Source organism: Edwardsiella hoshinae NBRC 105699 = ATCC 33379, from assembly GCF_000474215.1.
In the GTDB taxonomy this organism is placed as follows: domain Bacteria; phylum Pseudomonadota; class Gammaproteobacteria; order Enterobacterales; family Enterobacteriaceae; genus Edwardsiella; species Edwardsiella hoshinae.
This window is the reverse complement of record NZ_BAUC01000018.1, coordinates 41,241-67,583: the sequence shown is the minus strand read 5'-3', so window position 1 is coordinate 67,583 and position 26,343 is coordinate 41,241. Positions and strand designations below refer to the sequence as shown.

The window sequence follows — 26,343 nt, the reverse complement described above, 5'->3', positions numbered from 1 at the left end:
AATCGTGGCGAATTCTACTCTAACAGCGTAGAAAAAACAACATATCTAGGATTGGTACCGAGGACGGGACTTGAACCCGTAAGCCCTATTGGGCACTACCACCTCAAGGTAGCGTGTCTACCAATTCCACCACCTCGGCATTTGGGTACCATGACGCCAGATGCGTCATGGCAAAACTCTTTGCGGGAACGATCAGTTCGGGATATCGCTGCTCGGCGTAGCCGGTACCGCCGGTTTCGCCGGCTGTTCAGTCTTGACAGGCTGACCCAAGTTATCCCACTCACTGCCCTGCTTATTATTCTGATGACCGCTCAGGTTGCCCAACACCAGGCTCAGGACGAAAAACAATGTCGCCAAGATGCCCGTGGTTCGGGTCATAAAGTTGCCGCTACCGCTGGAACCGAACAGCGTCGCCGAGGCGCCTGCGCCGAATGAAGCGCCCATGTCAGCACCTTTACCCTGCTGCAACATGATCAGGGCGATCAACGCCACAGAGATCAGCAGGAAAATTACCAAAAGAGCTTCATACATAGTCGTACCTGATTCCTTGCGGCCCATCCGCAGTCAAAAGCTTCTATCGAACCCATGGATAAAACATCCACTGAAGCGGGTGTGAATACTACCCAATGCCGTCAGAGGGCGCAAGGGTAAATTTTCCTTGCTGATGCGATTGAGGAAAAAACCGGCAAAAGGGACGCCTAGTACCGGTTTCACTCGCATTGGCCCTCAGCCGACCGCTTTCACCGCCGCAGCGATCGCTTCGGCTAACTGTGTTACCTGCGCAAGATCTTCCCCCTCAACCATCACGCGGATCAGCGGTTCTGTGCCCGATTTACGCAATAATACCCGTCCACGGCCAGCCAATTGCTGTTCAGCCTCAATGCAGGCCTGCTGCACCGCCGTATCCTGCAACGGGTCGTTCTGCCCGGCAAAACGCACATTCACCAATACTTGCGGCAGCAGGGTCATACCGCTGCATAGATCCGCCAGGCTCATATGGTTGCGCGCCATCGCCGCCAACACTTGCAGTCCAGCGACGATACCATCGCCAGTCGTGGTCTGATCGAGGAGGATGACATGGCCAGAATTCTCCGCCCCCATGCGCCATCCTTTCTCTTGCATGGTCTCCAACACATAACGGTCACCGACCTTGGCGCGCGCGAAGGGGATGCCCAGTTGTTTCAACGCCAGTTCCAATCCCATGTTGCTCATCAGGGTGCCCACCACGCCGCCGTGCAGCTTACCCTGGCGTAACGCCTCGCGCGCCACGATATACAGGATCTGATCACCGTCGACCTTGTTACCCTGATGATCGACCATGATCAGACGATCACCGTCACCGTCGAAGGCCATCCCCAAATCCGCCTGCTCGGCGACTACACGCGCCTGCAAGGCGCGGACATCCGTCGCCCCACACGCCTTATTGATGTTCATCCCGTCCGGTGAGGTGCCGATGGTGATCACCTCCGCCCCCAGCTCACGCAGCACATTCGGTGCAATGTGGTAGGTCGCACCGTTGGCGCAATCGGCCACGATCTTCAAGCCACTCAGACTCAAGGCGTTCGGGAAAGTACTCTTACAGAATTCAATGTAACGTCCAGCCGCATCCACAATACGGCTGGCCTTCCCCAATTCCGCCGACTCAACGCAGGTCAACGGTTTCTCCAGCTCGGCTTCAATCGCCGCCTCCACTTCATCCGGTAACTTGGTACCGTCGATGGAGAAAAACTTAATCCCGTTGTCGTAGTAGGGGTTATGGGACGCCGAAATAACGATGCCGGCCTCGGCGCGAAAGGTGCGGGTCAAATAAGCGATCGCCGGCGTCGGCATCGGCCCGGTGAAGGCCGCCGAGAGACCCGCGGCTGCCAGTCCAGCCTCTAGCGCCGACTCCAGCATATAACCGGAAATGCGGGTGTCCTTGCCAATGATAATCTTACGCGAGCCGTGACGGGCCAACACCTTACCGGCTGCCCAGCCCAACTTGAGAACAAAATCCGGCGTTATCGGGTTACTACCTACCTTGCCACGAATGCCATCGGTACCAAAATATTTACGTTCACTCATTTGCTTTTATTCCTTCGCTGAAAGTGTGGCTTCCACCACGCGCATGGCGTCGACGGTTTCACGCACATCGTGTACCCGGATAATCTGCGCGCCCTGCATCGCGGCGATCACGGCACAGGCCACACTGCCGGCAATTCGCTGAGACGGAGGCACATTCAATAATTGTCCGATCATCGACTTGCGAGACATCCCCACCAAGAGTGGCAATCCGTGGTAGTGAAAGTGCGCCAGATGGGCCAGAAGGCGGTAATTATGCGTCAAGTTCTTACCGAAACCAAAGCCAGGGTCAAGCAACAAGCGTTCGCGCGCAATCCCTCCCGCGACACAACGCGCGATCTGAGCGCTGAGGTAAGCGTCCACTTCCGCCACCACATCGTTGTAGCTCGGGCTTTGCTGCATGCTCTTTGGCTCACCCTGCATATGCATCAGACAAACCGGTAGACCACTCTCGGCGGCGGCGGCTAAGGCACCCGGCTCACTCAGCGAGCGAATGTCGTTGATCATATCGGCTCCCGCCGCATGGCAAGCACGCATCACCGCGGCTTTCGAGGTGTCAACGGAGACCCAAACCTCAAAGCGTTGTGTCAGCGCTTCAACGATGGGCACCACCCGCGCCAACTCCTCCTCCGTGCTCACCTCGGCAGCGCCGGGACGGGTCGACTCCCCTCCGACATCAATGATGGTAGCACCCGCCATAATCATCGACTCAGCGTGGCGTAAGGCGGCATCCAGTGCATTATGGCGCCCGCCGTCGGAGAAAGAGTCTGGAGTAACGTTCAAGATCCCCATCACCTGAGGATAATTGAGATTCAGGGTAAGATCGCGTGACCTGAGCAGCATCGGTAACACCTGTAGCAAAGAAAAATCAGGGATAACATTGGAACGCAAAAAAAAACCCCGGGCAAGCCGGGGTTGCGTGTCGCGGAGCGCGAAATTACTTTTCGCTGCCGTTAGAATGATCGCGATCGTCGTCGTCGCGAGCAGCGCTGTTATCCGTCGCTGGCGTCGTCGGCTCAGTCGGTGCCGCCGTCGGCTGAGGTTGCGCCTGCGGCGCAGTTTGCTGAGCCTGACGGTTAGCCTGCTCATCCAGCCACCCTGCCGGCGGACGGACTTCGCGGCGCGCCATCAGATCGTCTACCTGCGGCGCATCAATGGTCTCATACTTCATCAAGGCATCTTTCATGGCATGCATGATATCCATATTATCGACCAACAACTGCCGAGCACGCTGGTAGTTACGTTCGATCAGCGCCTTGACCTCCTGGTCGATGATGCGCGCTGTCTCATCGGACATGTGCTTGCTCTTGGCGACGGAGCGGCCGAGGAATACCTCGCCCTCCTCTTCAGCATACAGCAACGGCCCCAATTTCTCGGAGAATCCCCACTGGGTCACCATGTTACGCGCGATGGTGGTCGCCTGCTTGATGTCCTGCGATGCCCCAGTCGACACATGCTCGCTGCCGTAAATCAGCTCTTCGGCCAGACGACCGCCATAGGCGACAGAAATCATACTTTCCAACTTTTGACGGCTGTAGCTGATGGAATCCCCCTGCGGTAGGAAGAACGTCACCCCTAACGCACGGCCACGCGGGATAATCGTCACCTTATGCACCGGATCATGCTCCGGCACCAGGCGACCGATGATCGCATGCCCGGCTTCGTGGTAAGCCGTGGACTCTTTCTGCGCCTCGGTCATTACCATGGAGCGACGCTCTGCTCCCATCATGATCTTATCTTTGGCCTTCTCAAATTCGACCATCGATACCACGCGCTTGTTGTTACGCGCAGCGAACAACGCCGCCTCGTTGACCAAGTTAGCCAAATCGGCGCCGGAAAAGCCCGGCGTACCACGCGCGATCACGGAAGCATCGATATCCGTAGCCAATGGCACACGGCGCATATGCACTTTCAGGATCTGCTCACGCCCGCGCACGTCCGGCAGACCAACCACGACCTGACGGTCGAAGCGCCCGGGACGCAACAAGGCCGGGTCCAGCACATCTGGACGGTTGGTCGCAGCGATGACGATGATACCTTCATTACCTTCGAAACCATCCATCTCAACCAGCATCTGGTTCAGGGTCTGCTCACGTTCATCGTGACCGCCCCCCAAACCGGCGCCACGCTGACGCCCCACGGCATCGATCTCATCGATGAAGATAATACACGGTGCCGCTTTCTTCGCCTGTTCAAACATGTCGCGCACACGAGACGCGCCGACACCGACGAACATCTCGACGAAGTCAGAACCGGAAATTGTGAAAAATGGAACCTTCGCCTCACCCGCAATCGCCTTGGCCAGCAAGGTCTTACCTGTCCCCGGCGGCCCCACCATCAGGATGCCTTTGGGGATCTTGCCGCCCAATTTCTGGAAACGGCTCGGATCGCGCAGGTACTCCACCAGTTCGCCGACTTCTTCTTTGGCCTCGTCACAACCGGCCACATCGGCGAACGTGGTTTTGATCTGATCTTCGGTCAACATGCGCGCCTTGCTCTTACCGAACGACATGGCGCCTTTCCCGCCACCGCCCTGCATTTGGCGCATGAAGAAAATCCAGACCCCGATCAGCAATAGCATCGGGAACCAAGAGATAAAGATCGAGGTTAGCAGGCTCGGTTCTTCCGGCGGCTCACCGATCACTTTCACATTCTTGGTTAACAGAGAATCCAACAGTTTCGGATCATTAATCGGAATGTAGGTGGTATAACGATTACCATCCTTCTTGGTAACGTTAATCGCACGCCCATCAATGCTGACCTGGCGTACCTGATCCTGGTTAACCTCGGTCAGGAACGTCGAGTAGTCCACCCTGCGGCTATTTGATTCGCTGGGCCCAAAGCTCTGGAAAACCGACATCAGTACTACTGCGATGACCAGCCAGAGAATTAGGTTTTTCGCCATGTCACTCAAGGGATTAACCTCTTTTTACAACTGTGTTAACAAACAGCGTTAGGGTACTACAGTTTCCGCCCTGTCGCTACGATGTACACTTCGCGTGAACGCGCACGCGAAGCTTCAGGCTTACGAATCTTCACCTTCGTAAACAGGGAGCGGATCTGGCCCAGATACTCGTCAAATCCCTCTCCCTGAAAGACCTTCACCACAAAACTACCACCGGGTGCCAGAACATCTTTGGCCATTTCCAATGCCAATTCAACCAGATACATGGCACGAGGAATATCTACCGAGGGAGTACCACTCATGTTCGGTGCCATGTCAGACATCACTACCTGCACCTTGGCATCCCCCACTCGCTCCATCAGCGCCGCCAGTACCAATTCATCACGAAAATCGCCCTGGAGGAAATCGACGCCAACGATAGGATCCATAGGTAAAAGATCACACGCAATCACCCGGCCTTTATCGCCGATTTGTGTGACCACATACTGTGACCATCCTCCGGGCGCAGCCCCTAGGTCTACGACGGTCATCCCCGGCCGGAAGATCTTATCTGTCCCCTGGATCTCGTCCAGTTTAAACCAGGCACGCGAACGTAGCCCCTTTTTCTGTGCTTGTTGCACATATTTATCGCTAAAATGTTCCTGTAACCAGCGACTCGAACTGGCTGAACGTTTTTTACCCATCTTTAATACTCACTAAATTACAGGTTCATCTGCTTTGAAAACACCACAACGGCGCAAGACCGATTTGGTGATAATGCTGAGATGGCGCTAGAATGTACCGTTTTCAATCCCAACCTAAGCAAAAAAGACGATGAATCTGACTAACAAGCAAAAACAGCACCTGAAAAGCTTGGCCCATTCGCTGAAGCCTGTAGTGCAACTCGGCGCGAACGGCCTTACCGAAGGGGTGCTCGCAGAAATTGAACAGGCGCTGGCGCACCATGAGCTGATCAAGGTGAAAATCGCCGCTGAAGAGCGCGAAACCAAAACCCTGATCGCCGACGCCATCGTCCGTGAAACCGGTGCGTGTAACGTGCAACTGATCGGTAGCGTCTTAGTGATTTATCGCCCAAGCGAAGAGCGTAAGATCAGTTTACCGCGTTAATCTCTTTTCGTATAAAGAAAAGATATAACACAGAAAGCACGGCTTTCTCAGCATATAGCAAAGGCCGCAATGCGGCCTTTTCCTATCTTTACACTGGGCGCCGTTCCGCTATGCCACGTAGCGTCACGCCGAACGAAGCCAAAGCTTAGAGATACTCAACTTTCAAGATTTCGTATTCAACCTCGCCGCCCGGCGTCTTGATCGTCACCACGTCACCCTCTTCCTTCCCAATCAGGCCGCGCGCGATCGGTGAATTGACCGAAATCAGATTATGTTTGAAGTCCGCCTCATCGTCACCCACGATGCGGTAGGTTTGCTGATCTTCCGTATCCAGGTTTTCCACACTCACGGTAGCGCCGAAGATCACTCGGCCATTATTCGGCATCTTAGTGACGTCGATCACCTGGGCATTGGAGAGTTTCGCTTCAATCTCCTGAATGCGTCCTTCGCAAAATCCTTGCTGCTCACGCGCCGCGTGATACTCCGCATTCTCCTTGAGATCGCCGTGTTCGCGTGCCTCGGCGATCGCCGCGATGATCTGCGGGCGACGGGTCCCTTTTAAAAACTCTAGCTCTTCACGCAGTTTCTCTGCACCGCGCAACGTCATCGGAATCTGATTCATTGTTTTAGTCACCTCGAAATCTGCTTTGTCGACGCCCGCCTCCGACGGCGTTATCGCCAGCCAACCGGCCCGGCGCCACACAAAATAATCCTGGCCAGAAACAAGATCCCGGTCAGGCACAATTCTGTCTTTTGCCGGCCATTCTAGCCTAGAGTCGGCGAAGTATCATCGTTTACTTTGACCCACATTGCGCCTTAGTATGGCAGGCACATAACATATCACCTTCAACTATCGGCTTCCTTGGGACTATGCGATTTTCACGATTACTGAGCGGACTGGCCTGTGCGCTGGCATTTAGCAGCCAAGCGACTCCGGTGCAGGACTATACCCAATACCTGCCCGATGGCACGAATTTGGCACTGTTGGTGCAAAAAGTCGGTGCCACCACGCCAGCCATTGACTACCACGGGCAACAGATGGCGTTGCCGGCCAGTACCCAGAAGGTGATCACTGCCCTGGTCGCACTGCTGCAACTGGGGCCAGACTTCCGCTTCACCACGACATTTGAGACTCACGGACAGATCAATGCCGGCACCCTGAATGGCGATCTGGTGGTGCGCTTCGACGGTGACCCGACCCTACGGCGTCAGCAGATCCGCAATATGGTTGCCACGCTGAAGAAGCAGGGCGTCGAACGGATAAGCGGCGATATATTCATCGACACCTCCGTGTTTGCCAGCCATGACAAGGCACCGGGTTGGCCGTGGAACGACCTCACCCAATGCTTCAGTGCGCCGCCCGCGGCGGCGATTGTCGACCGCAACTGCTTTTCTGTCTCGCTGTACAGCGCACCTAAAGCGGGTGAACGGGCGTTTATCCGCGTCGCCTCCTACTATCCGGTCCACATGTTCAGTGAGGTCAAAACGCTGGCGCGTGGCTCTGCCGAAGCTCAGTACTGTGAGCTGGATGTGGTCCCCGGCGAGCTAAACCGTTATACCCTGACCGGTTGCCTTACCCAACGCGCCGACCCTTTACCGTTGGCTTTTGCGGTACAGGATGGGGCGGCCTATGCCGGCGCGATCGTCAAAGCAGAGCTGCAACAGGCCAACATCGATATCGGCGGCCATCTACGCCGCGAAACCCAAGTGACGCCGCAGGGTACCATCTTGGCACAGACGCAGTCTGCCCCATTGCATGATCTACTGCGTATCATGCTAAAAAAATCGGACAATATGATCGCCGATACCGTCTTCCGTACCATCGGCCATAACTATTTCGGGGTGCCGGGTACCTGGCGCGCCGGTTCGGACGCCGTGCGTCAGATCTTACGTAAGAAGGCGGGGATCAATCTGGGTAACTCCGTGGTAGTCGACGGCTCGGGTCTATCGCGTCATAACCTAATCTCCCCGGCTACTATGATGGAAGTCCTGCAATACATTGCGCAAAATGATAACCAGCTAAACTTCATCAGCATGCTGCCGCTGGCCGGCTATGACGGCACGCTGCAATACCGTGGCGGGCTGCATGAAGCGGGTGTGGATGGTAAGGTTTCGGCGAAAACGGGATCGTTACAGGGGGTGTATAACCTGGCCGGCTTCATCACTACCGCCAGTGGCCAACGTATGGCTTTCGTCCAGTATCTGTCAGGCTATGCGGTGCCACCGCAAGATCAACGCATCCGGCGTCAGCCACTGGTACGCTTCGAAAGCCGGCTATACCGTGATATCTACCGTAATAACTAACGAGGCTGTATGAAGATCCTGATCGTCGAAGACGACACGCTGATCCAACAGGGATTAGCGCAGGCGATGAGCCGGGAAAACTACGCCTGCGACTGCGCAGGCAGCGCCGCCGCGGCCAATGCGCTGTTACAGAGCGGGCAATACAGTCTGATTATCCTCGATCTCGGTCTACCCGATATGGACGGCGGCAGCGCACTACGTCAGTGGCGTCGCGAGGGGATCACTACGCCGGTCTTGATCCTAACCGCGCGCGATACCATCAGTGAGCGGGTCGCCGGCCTGGATGCCGGTGCCGATGACTACCTGGTGAAGCCCTTCGCCCTGGCTGAATTACTGGCGCGAACCCGCGCTCTGATCCGTCGCATGCAGGGATTGTGCGACAACATCCTCCAGGTGGATAACATTCGTCTCGATCTCTCCAGCCATCAGGTTAGTTGTAACGGCCAGCCACTGGAGGTCACCCCCAAGGAATTCACCATCCTAGCGCGTCTAATGACGCGCGCGGGACAGACCATCAGCCGTGAAGTTTTACAGCAAGATCTCTACTCTTGGCAGGACGAGCTCAGCTCCAATTCGCTGGAGGTACATATCCATAACCTGCGCCGTAAACTGGGGCGCGATCGGATCAAGACCCTGCGGGGTGTCGGCTACCGACTGGAAAAAGCACCATGATCAGTATGCGGCGCAACCTGCTGATCATGCTGGCGCTAATCTTGTTGATCACGCAGCTAGTCAGCGCGCTATGGCTCTGGCACGAGAGCCGAGAGCAAATCAGTTTTCTGGTCAACGAAACCCTCAGCGCCAAGGTCCGCAATGCCCATGTCGACAAGGAAATCCGCGAGGCTATCGCCGCTCTGTTGATCCCCTCGCTGGTGATGATGAGCATTACTCTACTGGTCTCATCACTGGCCGTCAGTTGGATCGTACGTCCGCTCAATCAACTCCAGGCACGTCTGGAAAAACGCTCGCCCAGCAACCTGACCCCCATCGATATCGACAGCAAGATGGTCGAAATCACCTCGGTCACCCGCACCCTCAATCATCTGTTCGCCCGCTTACAGCATACCCTACGCCAGGAGCGCCTCTTTACGGCAGATGCGGCCCACGAATTACGCACCCCGTTAGCCGGTATACGCCTACACTTGGAGCTCATGGAGCAGAATGGTGTTGAGCAGGCCGCCATGCTGGTACAACGCATCGATCAGTTGATGGCAACGGTAGAACAGCTGTTAATGCTGTCCCGCACTGGGCAAGACTTCGCCGGCGGCCACTGTCCGCGCGTAGATCTGATCGCCGACGTGATCCGGCCACAACAACATGCACTACGGGAAATGTTAGCCCAACGCCGCCAACGCTTGCTATTGGAGATCCCGCCCCAGCTACCGATGTATGGCGATGCGATGCTCTTGAGCCTGATGCTACGTAACCTCCTGGAAAACGCCCATCGCTACAGCCCCGAGCAGAGTGATATCTTGTTACGCGTCGAGCGCGATCCCAGCGAGCGCTACGGCATTCTCCAGGTAATCGACCGCGGGCCAGGGATCGACGAGTCATGCGCCAATGAGCTAACCGAACCCTTCCACCGCTTAGATCGCCGCTTCGGTGGTAGCGGTTTAGGGCTGCATATCGTGGTACGCGTGCTGCAACTCCATAAAGGACAGCTCAGCTTACGCAATAACCGTCCAGGACCAGGACTCAATGCCAGCTGCCAGCTGCCGCTTACCCTACACGATTACTAGCACCACAAGCCGGCTCAACCGCGGCGAGACTGCGCCTCGGGGCTCCGGATAAAATGACACAGGGCCGCCATTAGGCGGCCCTGTAGGCGAGTGAGAGGCGTATTAACGCTGGTAAATGATTTCGACGCCCTCGTCGTCGTCCTCATCCCAATCGTCATCCTCGTCCTCCCACTCGCTTTCAGCCTGTTCCAACTGTTCACGATGGTAATCATCCCACATGAACTCCGCCTTCTTCGCCTTCGCTTTCTCTTCGTCGGCTTCGGCCTCACGCGGATGCGCCTCAAGGAAGTTCATCACATCCCAGCACAGGGCATTCACCCCTTCACGGTTAGCAGCCGAGATCAGGTAATACTCCCCTTCCCATCCCAACGCCTCGGCGATAGCTTTCGCCCGCACTTGTGCCTCTTCCGGCGCTAATAGATCCGTCTTATTGAAGACCAACCAGCGCGGTTTTTGGGCTAATTTTTCGCTGTATTTCTCCAGCTCACCAATGATCACTCGAGCATTCTCCACCGGATCGGACTCATCGATCGGTGCGATGTCGATCAGATGCAGCAGCACGCGGCAACGCTCTAAATGGCGCAAGAAGCGGATCCCCAGGCCGGCGCCCTCGGAAGCCCCTTCGATCAGTCCCGGAATATCCGCGACCACGAAACTTTTTTCGCTATCCATACGCACCACACCCAGGCTCGGCACCAGCGTAGTAAACGGATAGTCGGCGACCTTAGGCTTCGCGGCAGAGACGGCGCGAATGAAGGTCGATTTACCGGCGTTCGGCAGCCCCAGCATGCCGACATCCGCCAACAGCAACAGCTCCAGATTTAGATCACGCTTGTCCCCTGGCGTGCCATTGGTTTTCTGGCGCGGCGTGCGGTTGACTGACGATTTGAACCGAGTGTTACCCAAGCCATGCCAGCCCCCTTTACCTACCAACAGTTTCTGCTGGTGGCGAGTCATGTCGCCCAGGACTTCACCGGTATCGACATCGGTCACCCGGGTACCGACCGGGACCTTGATCGTCACATCCTGGCCACGCTTCCCGGTGCAATCACGGCTCTGGCCGTTCTGACCACGCTCGGCACGGAAAGACTTCTCGAAACGATAATCGATCAGGGTGTTCAGGTTCTCATCGGCCAGCAGGTATACATCTCCGCCGTCACCGCCATCGCCACCGTCCGGTCCCCCTTTGGGGATGTATTTTTCGCGACGGAAGCTGACGCAGCCATTGCCACCATCACCTGCTTCGATGTGGATCACGGCTTCATCTACAAATTTCATCTACTGTCTCCGTAAATCAGTGACCGAGCCGCCCGCTGGCAGCCCGGTTTATCTGCGCTGGCGCGGCCACCAACGGTGACCTATCGCAGAAAACATGGCTCCGGCCACCACCACGATGGCACCGATATAGCCCACCGCATTCAGCGTAGGCGCCATAAAAGTCGCTGGCCAGAGTAGCGCCAGAACGTCAGAAAACATCAGTGTAAACAGGGGAGTAAGCGTCACGATGGCCCCCACTTTCGCCACCTGCCAACGCACCATCGCCTCGGCTAGGGCGCCATAGCCGACCAGAGTATTCACCCCACAAAACAGCAGGCAAGCCAGTTGCCATGTACTCAGCCGGTAAATCTGCTCCGGATGCGCCAACGGCCATAGGCAAATAGCACACAAAGCATACAACAGACACAGGATCTGCTGCGAGGCCAGACGACGCAAGAGTATCTTTTGCGCGATACCGTAACAGACCCAGACCCCCGCCGCCGCCATGCCAAGCAGTACCCCTAGAGTATAATCCGTCAGCCGGGTCAGAATTTCGGCTAGGCTGGTGTTAAAGAATAAGACTAACCCCGCGATCAGCAAGGCGGCCCCGACGGCCTGCGCCGGCCGCATTCGCTCTTTCAGTACCAGCACGCTGGCAAACATTAGCCCAACCGGAGAAAGCTGGCCAATCACCTGCGAAGTGGTCGGACTCAGGTACTGTAACGAGGTGCTAAACAGAATAAAGTTGCCCAGCAGACCCGCCGTGGCGACCGTTAACCACAATAGCCAGCGCCGCTGACGTAATGAGGCCAACGGCGGCAATTGACCGCGCAGCCACAACACGCCCCCTAGACCGATGGCAGCCATGGTAAAGCGATACCAGACAATGGTCTCCGGAGCCATGTCAGGCAAAACCTGCTTCATGGCGATCGGTAACGCCCCCCAGAAAATAGCGGTGGTCAGCGCCAACGCGATGCCTAAGACCGCACTCTGCTTATTCTCCATGACCATCCTTGCCACTGTCGGTCTTTATAACGCAAAAAAGCCCCGCAAAGTATTGCGGGGCCTTACATCTTTCAGGACGCGAAAAACTTATTCAGCAACGATGCTGATAAATTTACGGTTTTTCGGGCCTTTAACTTCGAACTTAACTTTACCGTCAGCCAAAGCGAACAGAGTGTGGTCACGACCGCAACCAACGTTGCTACCAGCGTGGAATTTGGTACCGCGCTGACGAACGATGATGCTGCCTGCCAGAACTGATTCACCGCCGAAACGTTTTACGCCCAGGCGTTTGCTTTCGGAATCGCGACCGTTGCGACTGGAGCCGCCAGCCTTTTTATGTGCCATTAATCCGCTCTCCTAAAATTAAGCGCTGATACCAGTGATCTTCACATCAGTGAACCACTGACGGTGACCCTGCTGTTTACGATGATGCTTACGGCGACGGAACTTGACGATCTTCACTTTCTCGCCACGACCGTGAGCAACGACTTCAGCCTTAACTTTACCGCCAGCAACAAAAGGAACGCCAATCTTGATGTCTTCGCCGTTAGCGACCATCAAAATCTGGTCAAACTCAACAGTTTCACCAGTTGCGATGTCCAGCTTTTCCAAGCGAACGGTCTGACCTTCGCTTACTCGGTGTTGTTTACCACCACTTTGGAAAACCGCGTACATATAAAACTCCGCATTTCCGCACGCATGGCTCGTTGTCCAATACGCGCTATAAATATTCACAATAGGGCGCGAATTCTACGCAAAAATCATTCAGAAGACAAGGGTAGAATCAGGAGAAAAGAAGAAAAAAAACACAGTTCCCTCCCCGCCGTTTATCTAAACCATTTTTCAAGTACAATCATACTATAGTTGGCTGCCCATGGCAGCTTGGCAAGGGCTGCCACCTGGCGGGATATCCATACACAGTTGATATAAAACAATGAATTTAGAAAAAATTACTGAGTTAACCGCGCAGGATATGGCGGATGTTAACGCAAAAATTCTTCACCAGTTAAACTCGGACGTCACGCTTATCAACCAGCTTGGCTATTACATCATCAGCGGCGGCGGCAAGCGGATCCGTCCGATGATCGCGGTACTCGCGGCGCGGGCACTCCACTACCAGGGTGATCGCCATGTCATCATCGCTGCCCTCATCGAGTTCATCCATACCGCCACACTACTGCACGATGACGTAGTCGACGAATCAGATATGCGGAGAGGTAAAGCCACCGCTAATGCCGCCTTCGGCAATGCCGCCAGCGTACTGGTGGGCGACTTCATCTATACCCGAGCTTTCCAGATGATGACCAGCCTGCAATCGCTGCGTATTTTAGAGCTAATGTCCGCGGCAACCAATGTCATCGCCGAAGGCGAGGTCATGCAACTGATGAACGTGAACGATCCGGATATCAGTGAAGAAAATTACATGCAGGTGATCTACAGCAAGACCGCCCGCTTGTTCGAGGCCGCCGCCCAATGCTCCGCCATCTTGGCCGGCGCCGATGCACATCAGGAGCGGGCGTTGCAAGATTACGGGCGTTATCTCGGCACGGCATTTCAACTGATCGATGACCTGCTTGACTATGATGCCGATGGGGCGACGCTGGGTAAGAACACAGGCGACGATCTCAATGAGGGTAAACCGACGCTACCGCTCCTGCACGCCATGCGCCACGGCTCCCCGGAACGATCCGCCATGATCCGCCAGGCGATCGAACAGGGTAACGGCCGCCACCTACTGGATCCGGTGCTGGAAACCATGCAACAGGTCGGTTCGCTCGACTATACCCGCCGTCGGGCTGAAGAAGAGGCAGACAAGGCTATCGCCGCCTTGGCTGTACTTGACGATACGCCCTATAAGCAAGCATTAATCGGCTTGGCCAATCTCGCCGTCAATCGTACATTCTAAAAATTTTCCTCAAAGCACACAGGCGCCTTGCGGCGCCTTTTGTTTTTTCACGCTGCATTGCATGCAAAATCACAATTCTTGCTTTCCATTAACTGCATAAGTTAGAAATTAATTGAAAAGAAAACATCGTTTTTAGATAGTGATAGGGCATTTTTCAAACGCCGATACCATGAAGGTATGTCCAGTGAGAAGGAAACCACCGATGAAAAAAGCAATTCCGGAAGATTGGCACCCGGCAGAAATCATCGCCGCCCTGCATAAACGCAAACTGACGCTCACTCAGGTGTCACGCAATGCTGGCCTCTCCAGCTCCACCCTCGCCAACGCCCTGACACGCGCTTGGCCTAAAGGTGAATGGTTGATCGCCGATGCGTTAGAAATCCACCCCAGCAAGATCTGGCCCAGCCGCTACTATGATCCCGTCACTCATGAGCTGCTCGATCGCAAAAGCCTGATCCGTACGACAGTAAGCAAAGGAAAAACATAATCCGCCACATAAAAAAACCGCAGGCTATGCCTGCGGTTTCGTCTGTACACGAGTAAGACTTATTTATTAATAAAGTCTTCGCCCAACGCGATATCCTTACGTAGCACATCCAGCATACTCTCTAACGCATGCTGTTCGAAGGCACTCAAGGTACCGATATTCAGACGCTGTACCAACCCTTCCTTGCCCAACAGCAGCGGCTGAGCGAAGAAGCGGGCATACTCGCCATCACTCTCAACATAGCCGCACTCGACCACATTCTCGTCGCCCTGCATGGCGCGCACCAGCGAAAGGGCAAAACGCGCGGCTGCCTGACCCATTGCCAGCGTCGCTGATCCGCCACCCGCCTTGGCTTCTACCACTTCGGTACCGGCGTTCTGGATGCGTTTGGTCAGATCCGCAACTTCCTGCTCGCTGAGGCTAACACCCGGGATCTGAGACAGCAACGGCAGAATGGTCACGCCGGAATGTCCACCGATCACCGGAACATCCAACGTCGCCGGATCCAAGTTCTTCAGTTCACCCACAAAAGTGTTAGAACGGATGATATCCAGCGTGGTCACACCGAACAGTTTGTTCGGGTTATAGACACCGGCTTTCTTCAATACTTCCGCCGCGATCGGCACCATAGTATTCACCGGGTTGGTGATGATACCGATACAGGCATTCGGACAAGCGCGAGCAACCTGGCTGATCAGGTTACGGATAATACCCGCGTTAACGTTGAACAGATCAGAACGATCCATCCCTGGTTTACGCGCTACACCGGCAGAGATCAATACGATATCCGCCCCTTCCAGGGCAGGAGAGGCATCCTCACCACCGAAACCGCGTACCTTGACCGCCGTTGGGATATGGCTCAGATCAACGGCGACCCCCGGGGTTACCGGCGCGATATCATAGAGAGAGAGTTCTGAACCTGAAGGCAGCTGTGTCTTAAGCAGAAGAGCGAGCGCCTGGCCGATGCCACCCGCTGCGCCGAGAACCGCAACTTTCATTCTATACTCCTTGTTACTATTTAAATGGAGAATGCCGTGAATGCATTGCTTAGCACCTTAGTTGATCACTCTATAAAAAACAATCTGTTAACACTCAGATTGCGAGCTGACACACTAATTCCATGCTCTGCTGCAATGTTTATGGGAAAAAGGGTTTAATGATGAAAGATATAGCAACAAATCGTCAGCGCGATCCCGTCACGCACCGCCCTTATTCACGCCAGCATTACATCCAGACGATAATTTACATTACAACAACATCATATTAATAACATTTCATTTACCTTTTCCGTGCGACCGCTCTCTTTTTTCCTCTTTGCTTACGCCAGTACGCTTTAGAATTCGTCCACTTCCTAGTGAAGCGACGATGATGACACGCTTTCTTACAGACAAAATTGCATAAAAATTCATAAATATGCATAATGATAGCGTCTATAGCTACCTTACGGTGAAGAATGCGAAACACGACGAAACAAGAAGACCTGACGAAGGCATTTAAGGCGCTGCTGAAAGAGGAAAAATTCAGCTCTCAGGGCGAGATCGTCCAGGCGCTGCAAGAGTTGGGCTTCGATAGCATCAATCAGTCCAAGGTCTCGCGTATGTTGACCAAATTTGGCGCCGTACGGACGCGCAATGCCAAAATGGAGATGGTCTATTGCCTACCAGCCGAGCTCGGGGTACCGACCACCAGCAGCCCACTGAAGAATCTGGTGTTAGATGTCGATCACAATGATGCTATCGTGGTGATCCACACCAGCCCCGGTGCAGCGCAATTGATCGCTCGCCTGTTGGATTCCCTGGGAAAATCGGAAGGCATCCTCGGCACCATCGCCGGCGATGACACCATTTTTACCACCCCGGCGAAAGGCTTCAGCGTCGAGCAACTCTACGCGGCGATCTTAGCGCTATTTGAGCAAGAGCTCTAAACGCGCGCCGCGCGACATGATGTCGCGTATCGCCTCTCCGCATAATAAGCCCGCTTGCCGGGCTTTTTTTACCCTCACACGCCCCTAGCGCCACGCCCGGCACCTGTTTCCCTTAGCGCATCGCTGCATGGCCACGCTGGTGGCAACACCTTCTCAACGGTGGCGGTGAAAACAAGACAGCGCAGCCGAGGCTGCGCTGTCTTGTTTCATCGTTACCGTTGGGAGAACCGTCTCTCAGTGTTGAGCGCCTTTCTGTGCCAATGCCTGTAGCAGGCGATCATGAATGCCGCCGAAACCGCCATTACTCATCACCAGAATATGATCGCCTGGCTGGGCATTCTTGACGATCATATCAACTAAGGTGTCGAGATCGGCACTCCAGTGTGCCGGTTGCACACAAGCCTCAGCCACCTCAACCACTTGCCAAGGAATGTGCTGTGGCTGATACAGATACACCTCATCGGCTCGCCCCAAGGCCGGCGCCAGCTCATTCTTACATACCCCCATCTTCATGGTATTCGAGCGAGGCTCCAGTACCGCCAAAATACGTGCAGTACCGCCAACCTTGCCGCGTAAGGCCGCCAGCGTAGCCAGAATCGCCGTCGGATGATGGGCAAAATCGTCGTAGACGCTGACGCCATAGGCTTCACCGCGCAACTCTAGGCGACGGCGCGCATTAATGAAGCTGGCCAACGCCCGGCATGCTTCGGCAGGCGGGACACCGACATGACGGGCGGCGGCAATCGCCATCAGCCCGTTATGCATATTGTGCTCGCCCACCAGCGACCACGCCACCTCACCGACGGATTCGCCGTCGAGGGTCACAGCAAAGTGACTGGCATCTGGCGACAATTTTTGCGCATGCCAAGCGGCACCTTCGCCACTCTGTTCCTGTTCACTCCAGCATCCCATCGCCAGCACCTGCTTCAGATTCGCATCGTTCGCTGGCGAGATAATCCGCCCCTTGCCTGGCACCAGACGCACCAAATGATGGAACTGTTTCTGGATCGCCCGTAGATCGTCGAAGATATCCGCATGATCAAACTCTAAATTATTCAGAATTAGCGTACGCGGGCAATAGTGGACAAATTTGGAACGCTTATCGAAGAAGGCGCAGTCATACTCATCCGCCTCGATGACGAAAAACGGACTGTCGCCTAGGCGGGCCGACACTTCAAAGTTTCCTGGTACGCCACCGATGACAAAGCCGGGTTGATAGCCACAGGCCTCAAGGATCCAGTTGACCATCCCGGCGGTAGTGGTCTTACCATGAGTACCCGCGACAGCAATCACCCAGCGGTGGCGTAAGACCTCATCATGCAACCACTGCGGGCCAGAGACGTAAGGAATATTTCGTTCCAGAATCGTCTCGACGCACGGGTTGCCGCGCGCCATCGCATTCCCGATGATCACCAGATCCGGCTGAGGATCCAGATGAGCGGGATCATAGCCCTCCAACAGGGTGATGCCCTGCTGTTGCAATAGCGTACTCATCGGCGGGTAGACATTGGCGTCCGACCCCGTAACCTCATGCCCCAGCTGGCGAGCCAGCAATGCTAGCCCGCCCATAAACGTGCCGCAGACTCCAAGAATATGAATGCGCATAATACTTCCAGTAGATTGCATTGATTTAGTTCACATTCTAACGCTGACTCCAGCGCTGGCGAAAGGAAATTGCCTAGGAATGCCCCCATACATTAGCTAAAATACGCTGCGAAAACGTTGGCGGTTTGTAAAAAAGATCGCTACTCCTCACAATCAGGAAATGTGACATGAAAACGCTAGGCGAGTTTATCGTCGAAAAACAGCAGGACTTTCCTCACGCTACTGGTGAGCTTACCGCGCTTCTCTCCGCAATAAAACTGGGCGCCAAAATCATCCACCGCGATATCAACAAAGCGGGACTGGTCGATATCATCGGTGCCAGCGGTGTTGAAAACATTCAAGGTGAAGTACAGATGAAACTGGATCTGTACGCTAACGAAAAACTCAAGGCGGCGCTGAAGGCGCGCGGTGAGGTGGCGGGGATCGCCTCCGAGGAAGAGGACGATATTGTCATCTTCGAAGGCGACCGCGCCAATAACGCCAAATATGTCGTACTGATGGATCCGCTGGATGGCTCCTCCAACATCGATGTCAACGTCTCTGTCGGGACCATTTTCTCCATTTATCGTCGCATTACGCCGCTCGGCACGCCGGTGACGCGCGAGGACTTTCTCCAGCCAGGCAACCGCCAGGTAGCGGCGGGCTATGTGGTGTACGGCTCCTCAACTATGCTGGTTTATACCACCGGTAACGGGGTACACGCTTTCACCTATGATCCCTCTCTAGGGGTGTTCTGTCTCTCCCACGAGCGCCTGCGTTTCCCACACAACGGCAATATGTACTCGATCAACGAAGGTAATTACATCAAATTCCCGTTGGGCGTGAAGAAGTACATCAAGTACTGCCAAGAGCAAGATAGCGCAACGCAGCGCCCCTATACCTCACGCTATATCGGCTCGCTGGTAGCGGACTTCCATCGCAACCTGCTGAAGGGCGGCATCTACATCTACCCCAGCACCGCTAGCCATCCGCAAGGTAAGCTGCGCCTGCTGTACGAGTGCAACCCCATGTCCTTCCTGGCGGAACAGGCCGGAGGCAAAGCCAGCGATGGCTTCCGGCGCATTCTGGACATCGAACCAGACCATCTGCACCAGCGTTGCCCCTTCTTTGTCGGCAGCCGCGCCATGGTCGACGATGCTGAACATTTCATGCATCAGTTCCCCGACGAATAATCCCGCGTCAGGCAAGGCGCATTACGCGCCATGCTCTGTTCATTTGTGGAGTGGCGGCTATAATAGCCGTCACTCCATTTCTGGTTTGATGAAAGGAAACCGACATGAGCTTGATCAACGTCCCGGCCGGTAAAGATATGCCGGAAGATATCTATGTAGTGATCGAAATCCCGGCTAACGCCGATCCGATCAAATATGAAATCGACAAAGACACTGGCGCCCTGTTCGTAGACCGCTTCATGTCTACCGCTATGTTCTACCCGTGCAACTACGGTTACATCAACCACACTCTGTCCCTGGACGGTGACCCGGTTGACGTGCTGGTTCCGACGCCGTATCCGTTGCAGCCGGGCTCAGTGATCCGTTGCCGCCCGGTCGGTGTACTGAAGATGACCGACGAAGCTGGCGAAGACGCCAAACTGGTCGCCGTTCCGCACAGCAAACTGACCAAAGAGTACGATCACATCAACGATGTGAACGACCTGCCGGAACTGCTGCGCGCCCAGATCGCGCACTTCTTTGAGCACTACAAAGATCTGGAAAAAGGCAAGTGGGTCAAGGTTGACGGCTGGGATAACGCCGACGCCGCTAAGGCCGAAATCATCGCCTCTTTCGAACGCGCTAAGAACAAGTAATCGCTTAACGTGTTAAAAAAAACACCGCCATTGGCGGTGTTTTTTGTCTTTCACGCTACATCACCATCACGCTTTAGCCAATCGCCGCTAACGATACGCGGCAATCCACTCACCTCATTGAGATAGATGTAGATCCAGGCGACGCCATACGGGGTTTTAATCAACTCACGCCGATAATCCTTACTGTTGCTCTTCAGCTCATCCAGCTCCGCCAGAATTGATGAGGTGATACGATACACTTCGCAATAAACCTTCCCCTCACCTGGCACTACCGCCGGATAATGGCCAAGATCATACAGCTCGTAGCCCTCCAGTACATAATCGCCCAGCCAGGTGGCATTGGTCATCCAGTGGCTGTTGCCCTGCTTACGGCGCAGACTTCCGTAGACAATCACTCGCATGGTTAAAACTCAAACTGATAGAGCAGATCAAGTGCCTGATTCACGCCAGACACCGCTTCCAGGTACAGATTCGGCATCAGGCGGTAACGCAACGTCAGCGTGGCCAGCGAATCAAAGATCCCCACGCCGTACTTCACCTGTAGTCCCGGCAGAACATAACCGCTGACCACAACCTGAGAACTGTCACCCACCCCTTGTGAATCCAGCGTCAGATTACTCACGCCGAAGGTTTCGCCGATTTTACCCACCAGCTTACCACTCTGCGCAACACCAAGACCGATCAGCATCGACGTCATGGCGTTACTGTCCGCGCCAGTGCTGTCCAATCCCTGGCCACGCAACAGATATGATAGGGCTTCTTGTTGTGACATTGCCGGATCTGAGAATACTTCCAGTTTCGGTTGATCGGCAAGTCCCGTGACGCGTACACCTACCGTAACATCGTTCGCTGTCGACTCGGGATTACGCACCGCCTCGATATTCAGCAACGGATTACCCGGCGGGCCGGCGAAAACCAACTCACCTTGACGAATCAACAGATCCTGGCCGTAGGCGGCAAAGCGCCCCTGCGGAATCATAATCTGGCCGTTCAGCCCCAAACCGTTCTGATTCTGGATCACTTTCAGCTCACCTTTGAGCGCCGCTTTGAGGCCGAAGGCCGAGAGGCGCACGTTATTGCCGATGGCAATGGTCAGATCGGTGTGCAATGGGATGGACGCCGTCGCCGGCTTGATCGGTTGATGAGCATTGTTCAGCATCACCTCGTCAGCGGAGACGCCGACCGCACTCTCCGGCAACTCCTGCACCGTGATGCGAGCCCAGGGGATATCGACCCGTCCATTTAACGACAACTGTTCGGGCGATGCCTCGAAGACAATATTCGGCGAGACGTCGAGACGTACCATCGGTGGCACAGTCACCCGTAATCGGGTTCCCTTAGCGGCGATACTCGCCCGCCAAGCGTTCAGATTACGCCAATCGGCGTTACCCGACAGATTCAACTGTCCCTGGGACGTCTTGATCACGCCTTGCAAGACTGAACTCACGCCCGCAAAATCGATTGCCAGATTGGCATCGGTGACATCGAACGGCATGAATTGGCCATCGATATCGACCCCCGCCAGTGCCAAGCGGCCATACAGTTGCGGATGCAACGTCGTCCCCCCCAAGCGCAGGGCCGCATTCAACATCCCTTGCGCCTTCTCCCCTTTCATCAAGGCCGGATTCAGTAGTGCCAGGGAGAAGCGATCGATCGCGACATTACCAGACAGGTTACGCGCTCCCAACAGATTGGCGACACGCACGTCACCGCGCAACTGACCATTGCCAGCGATGCCCAACAGCCAGGTTAACCGAGCCTGTCCCTGCGTCAGACGCGCCTCCAGCGTCACCTGGTTCAGAGCTATCGGCAGTGTATTCCCTTGCACATTCTGGCTGATCTTCACCCCATCGCCATTCAAGGTTAGCCCTGCCTGCGGCAGTCCTTGCCCCGCCTGCCAGGTCGCCTGCGCCCGTCCACTGAAGCTCCCGCTCACTTGACTATCCGGCCCGAGGAAGGGTTGCAGCATCGCCAAATCGAAACGCTCTAACACCAGGCTGGCGTGACCGCTTTCCCCTACCTCGATCGTCTGCGGTATACACAGGCGGGCATGGGGATTGGCCCAACAGTGTGGACCGATAGCCATTTGTTGCTTGGCAACACGATAATTCAATGCGATCGGGCGCGTCAGACGCCACTCCCCAACCGGGGTCGTGAAGTCGGTATTCGTTAAACTACCGCTCCAACTCTGCTTATCCTGCGCCAAACTACCGTTCAACGTTAGTTGGCCAGCCACTGGCGTTCCCTGAACCACCAACTGGAGGCGATGCTGACGCTCATTTCCCCCAGCACGCAGGGTGAGCTGGCTTATCGCGATCTCGCCCTGCTGTAACTGATCCACCCGCAGATCCAATTTTCCTTGGATCTGCTTATCAGAGCGTACATCGCCCAACAACGCCACGTGGCGAATAGTCAGCGCCTGCCAACGTAGCCCGTTCGCCTGTAGATCGGCCAATAACTGCGGTGCCTGACGATCGCCACGTAACTTCAACGTGCCGCGCGCCGTACCGGCCAACCCCGGCAGCGTACCATCCAAATGCGGTGCATCGATGCCGACATCTAGCGACCAGCGCTTCTCGGCCAGATCACCGTTAACGTCGATGCGATTGCGCCCCAATGCGACATGCAACTGTGGGATCTGCCACTGTCCGGCCTGATTACCGCGTAATTGACCACGCACATCGACCGTATTTTGTTTAATCCGCCCCGCCAGCTGCAACTGGGGTACGTTTAGCTGCCAACTACCGCCGTACAGGCTACCGCGCGTCTCCAGCTTACCTGTCAATTTCGAGGGCCACTCGGGCCATTGGCGACCGGTATTGATCCCCGCCAGTGTCAGATTGGCGCGCCAACTGATCGCCTTGCTCCAGTCGGCCACCCCCTGTACCTCCGCCTGACCATCCAACGCCGCCAGCTGTAGTTTACTCAGGGTAAACTGCCGCTCATTACCGTTACCCTGTAGATCAACACGTGCGTCCGGCAGCCCCTTGCCTCGGAAAGCGCCGCTCAGTTGCAAACGGTAGTCATGCGCGCTTCCCGCCAGGCGCAGTTTCAATGCATCAACCTGGTAGTCGGGGGGCGCGCTTAATGGCCAACGCAGGCCGTTACTATCGAGAGTCAGCGACAGAGGTAGACCCGCCTTAGCCAATTGAGCCTCGCCCCGCAAGGTTGCCCGCAGCGGGCCGGAGAGGTTGGCGTCAAGCGCCACCTTGCCGTATAACGCTCCCGTCAGTGCCAAACGGAGTTTTTCCCCCTTCAAGGGCGCCTGATTGACACTGGCATTCAGTTGTAAATCTAACGGCCAATCGCCAGTGAGCCGTGCGTTACCCCGAGCCGTCAATGCCCCCTGCGCCGCGCGGATCTTTAGGGTATGCAAGACCAAGCGGTGCTGATCCACGGCCGCACGTAGCTCTAATGAGGAGATAGCCAACTCACTCGCCGCCTGGATCTGCACCTGTTCGGCCGAGATACGGCTGATCGCCACATCCAGTGGCAGATCTCGCCCCGTCAATGCGGGCAGTAATGGACGAGAGAACAGGGTCGTCAAGGTTTCGCCTAATGATTCAGGCATCGTCTGTGCGCTGGAGGACGCCGGCGGTGGCGTCGGTGATGATGCGCGCGCCTGCGCGACTACGATGCGCAGCCCCTGAATATGGCTGGGTAGCACACGCACACTCTGCGCACGCCACGCCGCTCCGCTACGCAGCGACGTCAAGGCGATCGCCGTCCCATCGACGTTGACCTGCACATCGTCGAGGCGCAACAAACGCACCAACAACGGATAGGGGGTATGCAAACGCCCCAACGGCTGCACCGGCACCGTCTGCGGTTCGCTCGGCGGCAACGCTTGAGTATTCACATCGACACGCACCCGCTGCGCACTCAGCACATTCAGGCACAACTCGCTCTGCTTTAAACAGCCAATATCCAACGACAGATGAAACTGACCAACCTGTACTGCCACGCCCGGCATACGGTAGCCGACATCGCTCAGAGTTAGATCTCGCCATCCGCCTTCTACACGACCGATCTCCAAACCGGGAACCCAGCGTGCGGCGGCATTCAGAGCTAAATGTAATCCGCTCTGCGTCATCAATGCCCCGACTAGCGCCACCACCAACAGCAGTAGCCCCAATAACGCCATCAACACATAGCGCGAGATGTTATACAGCCTCATAACTCAGGCCCCAGTCCGATGTAAAACTGCAAATCGTGTTTATCCTCATTGCCGACCGGTACGGCTAAGTTGAGTCGGATCGGGCCGACCGGCGAGACCCAGATCAGTCCGACGCCAGCACCGGTATGAAAATTACTCTTAGTAATATCGTTTACCGCCTCACCGGAATCGATGAAGGCGCCCCCCCACCACTTACCGCTCAGATTGTATTGATACTCTAACGAACCGGTCACCAAGCGCGAGGCCCCCGTCAACTTGCCATCGCTATCCTTGGGCGAAATCGACTTGTATTTATAACCGCGGATACTGCGATCACCGCCGGCGAAAAAACGCAAAGAGGGGGGAACCTTATTGAAGTCATTGGTTTCAATCCACCCCAGATTGCCACGTACCACGAAACGGTGCTTTTCCGCCAGGGTACGGATCCAGACGTTCTGCGCCTGGATCACCGCGAAGTCGACCGCCGATCCCCAGCTCATGTTGGAGACCTCCAGTGAGTAACGCTGCGTGTCACCCCAGGTTGGCATCAGCCCGCCGCGTGAGCGGGTGCGGTTCACGCTGACACCGGGATAAAGCAGCATGGCGGTCTCGGTGGTGTTGCCTTGGGTAAAGTGATCGAGGCTCCAACGCAGGTTGATCCCCCGTTGCCAGCCACTAGACAGATCCCAGTAGCGCGCCACATTCAGAGTGGTGGCATCGGACTCGGTATCATTCAGATCGGTGCGTTGAAAACCGCCCTGCACCAGATAGTACTGCTCCAGCGGGTTCTTCAGCAGCGGGATCTTATAGTTGAAGTCCACCGTCTGCTCCGGCCCTGAGAGGTTGAGCGAGGTATCCAGGCTATGACCATAGGAGTTCGTCCAAGGGCGCTTCCAACCGATCTTCAAGCGTGGCCCGACATCGGTGGCGTAACCGCCCCCGAGATCAACCATGTTACGGCTACGCGGCGTTACTACCGCCTGCATCGGCAGGGTATGATCCGCCCCGACCGCTTTAAAATTGGGCGAAACCACCACCGAATTAAACCAGTTCGTCGCCGACAGATTGCCGCTGAACTTAGCCAGTTCGCCCGCATTGTAATAATCGCCCGACGTGAAGGGACGCAGATTTTGCAGATAAGGTGTGCGGATCTGCGAACCGCTAAACTGCACAGCGCCAAAACGGTAACGCGCCCCGCTATCGAATTCGATGTCCCAATAGGCCTTATGCTGATCCTCGATCACCCCGAGTTGATGCACTGGCATGGTGGCGTCGAAATAGCCACGCTGCAACGCCAGCGAGTTCAGGGCGCTCTTTAAACTATCGTAGTCGCCTTGGTCCAATATACTGCCGATGGGCGGTAAAGCGCTCGCCAGCAACGCCTGATAGGCGGGATCATCCTTGGCCTCGCCACGAATACGGACGTTCAGTCCGGCGATGCGTACCGGCTCGCCCGGCGTCACCTGCGCTATCAATTGCGGACGCGAAAACGCAGATCCTGGACGATAGGAGAATTCGATAGTCGGCTGGAAATAGCCCAAGGCCCGTAAACCTTGGCGAATAGCGTCTGCGGCACGTACCCGAAAACGACCATCATTGCTGATCTCATCCTCGCCGATGGTCGACAGCGTGGCATTCACATTTTTTTGCAGCCGTCCGCTTAACCCCTCTACCACCAGTTTCAGTTGCGCGGCATGCGCCAATGGCGCAACCAATAACAGACACAGTAGGCCAACCTTAGGCAATCGTGGCATGCAAACTCCCGCAGTAAACGTAACGCTAACACTCTCTCCACCGCCGTACATCCCCGCGCTGGCCTAGGCGCGAGCTCTCCCTTCAACGACGCACTCATGCGGACATATTGTGCGCAAAGTCGGCGTGGGATACAACGAAACAGGAAAATCATGATTATTCGAGATTAGACTGTTATTCACAATACAACGAGTCACCTCTTGCCTAGGACGGCTCCGCATACGTTTTCAGATTTTTCGCCGCTCAACTGCCTATTTATTAGCTTTTGGAGGATATTTTGCACAACGCTCACGATGCCCTGCCCTTGGCCCCCACTCAGGCGTTACCC

The 26,343-nt window shown here is 55.6% G+C and carries 24 protein-coding genes and 1 tRNA gene; 9 read left to right on the top strand and 16 right to left on the bottom strand.

The genetic code is table 11. The features are described 5' to 3' along the window. Nucleotides 1–52 precede the first annotated feature (52 nt). From EHO01S_RS08335 to rlmE, 6 genes are all read right to left on the bottom strand, one after another. Nucleotides 53–139, bottom strand: a tRNA-Leu gene (locus tag EHO01S_RS08335). A gap of 53 nt (nt 140–192) precedes the next feature. After that, the gene (secG, locus tag EHO01S_RS08330; RefSeq protein ID WP_024523523.1) at nt 193–531 is read right to left on the bottom strand and encodes a preprotein translocase subunit SecG; all 339 of its coding nucleotides are present in this window, start codon (nt 529–531) and stop codon (nt 193–195) included. Between the two features lie 195 nt (nt 532–726). After that, a complete protein-coding gene (gene glmM, locus EHO01S_RS08325; RefSeq protein WP_024523522.1) occupies nt 727–2,064 on the bottom strand; it encodes a phosphoglucosamine mutase in 1,338 nt (445 codons plus the stop codon). A 6-nt stretch (nt 2,065–2,070) separates the two neighbouring features. Further along, nucleotides 2,071–2,904: a dihydropteroate synthase gene (gene folP, locus EHO01S_RS08320; RefSeq protein WP_024523521.1), complete on the bottom strand. Its 834-nt coding sequence runs from the start codon at nt 2,902–2,904 to the stop codon at nt 2,071–2,073. A 94-nt stretch (nt 2,905–2,998) separates the two neighbouring features. After that, nucleotides 2,999–4,966, bottom strand: coding sequence for an ATP-dependent zinc metalloprotease FtsH (ftsH, locus tag EHO01S_RS08315; protein ID WP_024523520.1), 1,968 nt, complete (start codon nt 4,964–4,966; stop codon nt 2,999–3,001). Between the two features lie 56 nt (nt 4,967–5,022). After that, nucleotides 5,023–5,649, bottom strand: coding sequence for a 23S rRNA (uridine(2552)-2'-O)-methyltransferase RlmE (gene rlmE / locus EHO01S_RS08310; protein WP_005281325.1), 627 nt, complete (start codon nt 5,647–5,649; stop codon nt 5,023–5,025). A gap of 130 nt (nt 5,650–5,779) precedes the next feature. On the opposite strand from rlmE, the gene yhbY reads away from it, so the two are divergent. Then, nucleotides 5,780–6,073: a ribosome assembly RNA-binding protein YhbY gene (gene yhbY, locus EHO01S_RS08305; protein ID WP_024523519.1), complete on the top strand. Its 294-nt coding sequence runs from the start codon at nt 5,780–5,782 to the stop codon at nt 6,071–6,073. Nucleotides 6,074–6,218: 145 nt separating this feature from the next. Here yhbY and greA read toward each other — a convergent pair whose 3' ends face one another. After that, nucleotides 6,219–6,695, bottom strand: a complete 477-nt coding sequence (gene greA / locus EHO01S_RS08300) for a transcription elongation factor GreA (protein WP_024523518.1) — start codon at nt 6,693–6,695, stop codon at nt 6,219–6,221. 248 nt (nt 6,696–6,943) lie between these two features. Between greA and dacB the strand changes: the two genes are divergently transcribed. From dacB to pmrB, 3 genes are read left to right on the top strand one after another with little or no spacing between them, the layout of a single operon-like run. Beyond that, on the top strand, nt 6,944–8,377 hold the full coding sequence (gene dacB / locus EHO01S_RS08295; protein ID WP_024523517.1) for a serine-type D-Ala-D-Ala carboxypeptidase: 1,434 nt from the start codon (nt 6,944–6,946) through the stop codon (nt 8,375–8,377). A gap of 9 nt (nt 8,378–8,386) precedes the next feature. After that, nucleotides 8,387–9,049 carry a two-component system response regulator PmrA gene (gene pmrA / locus EHO01S_RS08290; RefSeq protein ID WP_024523516.1) on the top strand — a complete coding sequence of 221 codons (663 nt, stop codon included), beginning with the start codon at nt 8,387–8,389 and terminating at the stop codon, nt 9,047–9,049. Beyond that, nucleotides 9,046–10,116: a two-component system sensor histidine kinase PmrB gene (gene pmrB / locus EHO01S_RS08285; protein ID WP_024523515.1), complete on the top strand. Its 1,071-nt coding sequence runs from the start codon at nt 9,046–9,048 to the stop codon at nt 10,114–10,116. The genes pmrA and pmrB overlap by 4 nt, the downstream gene beginning before the upstream one ends. 102 nt (nt 10,117–10,218) lie before the next feature. On the opposite strand, the gene cgtA is transcribed toward pmrB, so the two are convergent. From cgtA to rplU, 4 genes are all read right to left on the bottom strand, one after another. After that, the gene (gene cgtA / locus EHO01S_RS08280) at nt 10,219–11,394 is read right to left on the bottom strand and encodes an Obg family GTPase CgtA (RefSeq protein WP_024523514.1); all 1,176 of its coding nucleotides are present in this window, start codon (nt 11,392–11,394) and stop codon (nt 10,219–10,221) included. Nucleotides 11,395–11,442: 48 nt separating this feature from the next. Further along, the gene (locus EHO01S_RS08275; protein WP_024523513.1) at nt 11,443–12,378 is read right to left on the bottom strand and encodes a DMT family transporter; all 936 of its coding nucleotides are present in this window, start codon (nt 12,376–12,378) and stop codon (nt 11,443–11,445) included. Nucleotides 12,379–12,465: 87 nt separating this feature from the next. After that, nucleotides 12,466–12,723: a 50S ribosomal protein L27 gene (gene rpmA, locus EHO01S_RS08270; protein ID WP_012847264.1), complete on the bottom strand. Its 258-nt coding sequence runs from the start codon at nt 12,721–12,723 to the stop codon at nt 12,466–12,468. A gap of 18 nt (nt 12,724–12,741) precedes the next feature. After that, the gene (gene rplU, locus EHO01S_RS08265; protein ID WP_005281302.1) at nt 12,742–13,053 is read right to left on the bottom strand and encodes a 50S ribosomal protein L21; all 312 of its coding nucleotides are present in this window, start codon (nt 13,051–13,053) and stop codon (nt 12,742–12,744) included. A 259-nt stretch (nt 13,054–13,312) separates the two neighbouring features. On the opposite strand from rplU, the gene ispB reads away from it, so the two are divergent. Together ispB and EHO01S_RS08255 are read left to right on the top strand one after the other, a co-directional pair. Further along, a complete protein-coding gene (gene ispB / locus EHO01S_RS08260) occupies nt 13,313–14,284 on the top strand; it encodes an octaprenyl diphosphate synthase (RefSeq protein ID WP_024523512.1) in 972 nt (323 codons plus the stop codon). A 202-nt stretch (nt 14,285–14,486) separates the two neighbouring features. Continuing rightward, nucleotides 14,487–14,771: a helix-turn-helix domain-containing protein gene (locus tag EHO01S_RS08255; protein WP_024523511.1), complete on the top strand. Its 285-nt coding sequence runs from the start codon at nt 14,487–14,489 to the stop codon at nt 14,769–14,771. A gap of 59 nt (nt 14,772–14,830) precedes the next feature. On the opposite strand, the gene mdh is transcribed toward EHO01S_RS08255, so the two are convergent. After that, nucleotides 14,831–15,769, bottom strand: coding sequence for a malate dehydrogenase (gene mdh, locus EHO01S_RS08250; RefSeq protein ID WP_024523510.1), 939 nt, complete (start codon nt 15,767–15,769; stop codon nt 14,831–14,833). A gap of 455 nt (nt 15,770–16,224) precedes the next feature. Here mdh and argR point away from each other — a divergent pair, with 455 nt between their 5' ends. Beyond that, entirely contained in the window at nt 16,225–16,695 is a 471-nt protein-coding gene (gene argR / locus EHO01S_RS08245) for a transcriptional regulator ArgR (RefSeq protein ID WP_024523509.1), read from the top strand. A 234-nt stretch (nt 16,696–16,929) separates the two neighbouring features. Here the strand turns inward: argR and mpl are convergent, their stop codons facing one another. Beyond that, nucleotides 16,930–18,300: a UDP-N-acetylmuramate:L-alanyl-gamma-D-glutamyl-meso-diaminopimelate ligase gene (mpl, locus tag EHO01S_RS08240; protein WP_024523508.1), complete on the bottom strand. Its 1,371-nt coding sequence runs from the start codon at nt 18,298–18,300 to the stop codon at nt 16,930–16,932. Between the two features lie 167 nt (nt 18,301–18,467). Here mpl and fbp point away from each other — a divergent pair, with 167 nt between their 5' ends. Both fbp and ppa read left to right on the top strand, forming a co-directional pair. Further along, complete coding sequence (gene fbp, locus EHO01S_RS08235) at nt 18,468–19,472, top strand: class 1 fructose-bisphosphatase (RefSeq protein WP_024523507.1); 1,005 nt, start codon at nt 18,468–18,470, stop codon at nt 19,470–19,472. 104 nt (nt 19,473–19,576) lie between these two features. After that, nucleotides 19,577–20,107, top strand: coding sequence for an inorganic diphosphatase (gene ppa / locus EHO01S_RS08230; RefSeq protein WP_024523506.1), 531 nt, complete (start codon nt 19,577–19,579; stop codon nt 20,105–20,107). 50 nt (nt 20,108–20,157) lie between these two features. Here the strand turns inward: ppa and EHO01S_RS08225 are convergent, their stop codons facing one another. The 3 genes from EHO01S_RS08225 to tamA are packed head-to-tail and all read right to left on the bottom strand — an operon-like array spanning nt 20,158 to nt 26,017. Further along, complete coding sequence (locus tag EHO01S_RS08225) at nt 20,158–20,508, bottom strand: gamma-glutamylcyclotransferase family protein (protein ID WP_024523505.1); 351 nt, start codon at nt 20,506–20,508, stop codon at nt 20,158–20,160. Nucleotides 20,509–20,510: 2 nt separating this feature from the next. Beyond that, a complete protein-coding gene (tamB, locus tag EHO01S_RS08220) occupies nt 20,511–24,284 on the bottom strand; it encodes an autotransporter assembly complex protein TamB (protein WP_024523504.1) in 3,774 nt (1,257 codons plus the stop codon). Continuing rightward, a complete protein-coding gene (gene tamA / locus EHO01S_RS08215; protein WP_024523503.1) occupies nt 24,281–26,017 on the bottom strand; it encodes an autotransporter assembly complex protein TamA in 1,737 nt (578 codons plus the stop codon). The genes tamB and tamA overlap by 4 nt, the downstream gene beginning before the upstream one ends. Nucleotides 26,018–26,343: the final 326 nt, after the last annotated feature.

Bases quoted from the DNA above. Each gene is read 5' to 3' on its own strand.
- secG (WP_024523523.1), bottom strand. From the start codon at position 531: ATGTATGAAGCTCTTTTGGTAATTTTCCTGCTGATCTCTGTGGCGTTG.
- glmM (WP_024523522.1), bottom strand. From the start codon at position 2,064: ATGAGTGAACGTAAATATTTTGGTACCGATGGCATTCGTGGCAAGGTA.
- folP (WP_024523521.1), bottom strand. From the start codon at position 2,904: ATGCTGCTCAGGTCACGCGATCTTACCCTGAATCTCAATTATCCTCAG.
- ftsH (WP_024523520.1), bottom strand. From the start codon at position 4,966: ATGGCGAAAAACCTAATTCTCTGGCTGGTCATCGCAGTAGTACTGATG.
- rlmE (WP_005281325.1), bottom strand. From the start codon at position 5,649: ATGGGTAAAAAACGTTCAGCCAGTTCGAGTCGCTGGTTACAGGAACAT.
- yhbY (WP_024523519.1), top strand. From the start codon at position 5,780: ATGAATCTGACTAACAAGCAAAAACAGCACCTGAAAAGCTTGGCCCAT.
- greA (WP_024523518.1), bottom strand. From the start codon at position 6,695: ATGAATCAGATTCCGATGACGTTGCGCGGTGCAGAGAAACTGCGTGAA.
- dacB (WP_024523517.1), top strand. From the start codon at position 6,944: ATGCGATTTTCACGATTACTGAGCGGACTGGCCTGTGCGCTGGCATTT.
- pmrA (WP_024523516.1), top strand. From the start codon at position 8,387: ATGAAGATCCTGATCGTCGAAGACGACACGCTGATCCAACAGGGATTA.
- pmrB (WP_024523515.1), top strand. From the start codon at position 9,046: ATGATCAGTATGCGGCGCAACCTGCTGATCATGCTGGCGCTAATCTTG.
- cgtA (WP_024523514.1), bottom strand. From the start codon at position 11,394: ATGAAATTTGTAGATGAAGCCGTGATCCACATCGAAGCAGGTGATGGT.
- EHO01S_RS08275 (WP_024523513.1), bottom strand. From the start codon at position 12,378: ATGGAGAATAAGCAGAGTGCGGTCTTAGGCATCGCGTTGGCGCTGACC.
- rpmA (WP_012847264.1), bottom strand. From the start codon at position 12,723: ATGGCACATAAAAAGGCTGGCGGCTCCAGTCGCAACGGTCGCGATTCC.
- rplU (WP_005281302.1), bottom strand. From the start codon at position 13,053: ATGTACGCGGTTTTCCAAAGTGGTGGTAAACAACACCGAGTAAGCGAA.
- ispB (WP_024523512.1), top strand. From the start codon at position 13,313: ATGAATTTAGAAAAAATTACTGAGTTAACCGCGCAGGATATGGCGGAT.
- EHO01S_RS08255 (WP_024523511.1), top strand. From the start codon at position 14,487: ATGAAAAAAGCAATTCCGGAAGATTGGCACCCGGCAGAAATCATCGCC.
- mdh (WP_024523510.1), bottom strand. From the start codon at position 15,769: ATGAAAGTTGCGGTTCTCGGCGCAGCGGGTGGCATCGGCCAGGCGCTC.
- argR (WP_024523509.1), top strand. From the start codon at position 16,225: ATGCGAAACACGACGAAACAAGAAGACCTGACGAAGGCATTTAAGGCG.
- mpl (WP_024523508.1), bottom strand. From the start codon at position 18,300: ATGCGCATTCATATTCTTGGAGTCTGCGGCACGTTTATGGGCGGGCTA.
- fbp (WP_024523507.1), top strand. From the start codon at position 18,468: ATGAAAACGCTAGGCGAGTTTATCGTCGAAAAACAGCAGGACTTTCCT.
- ppa (WP_024523506.1), top strand. From the start codon at position 19,577: ATGAGCTTGATCAACGTCCCGGCCGGTAAAGATATGCCGGAAGATATC.
- EHO01S_RS08225 (WP_024523505.1), bottom strand. From the start codon at position 20,508: ATGCGAGTGATTGTCTACGGAAGTCTGCGCCGTAAGCAGGGCAACAGC.
- tamB (WP_024523504.1), bottom strand. From the start codon at position 24,284: ATGAGGCTGTATAACATCTCGCGCTATGTGTTGATGGCGTTATTGGGG.
- tamA (WP_024523503.1), bottom strand. From the start codon at position 26,017: ATGCCACGATTGCCTAAGGTTGGCCTACTGTGTCTGTTATTGGTTGCG.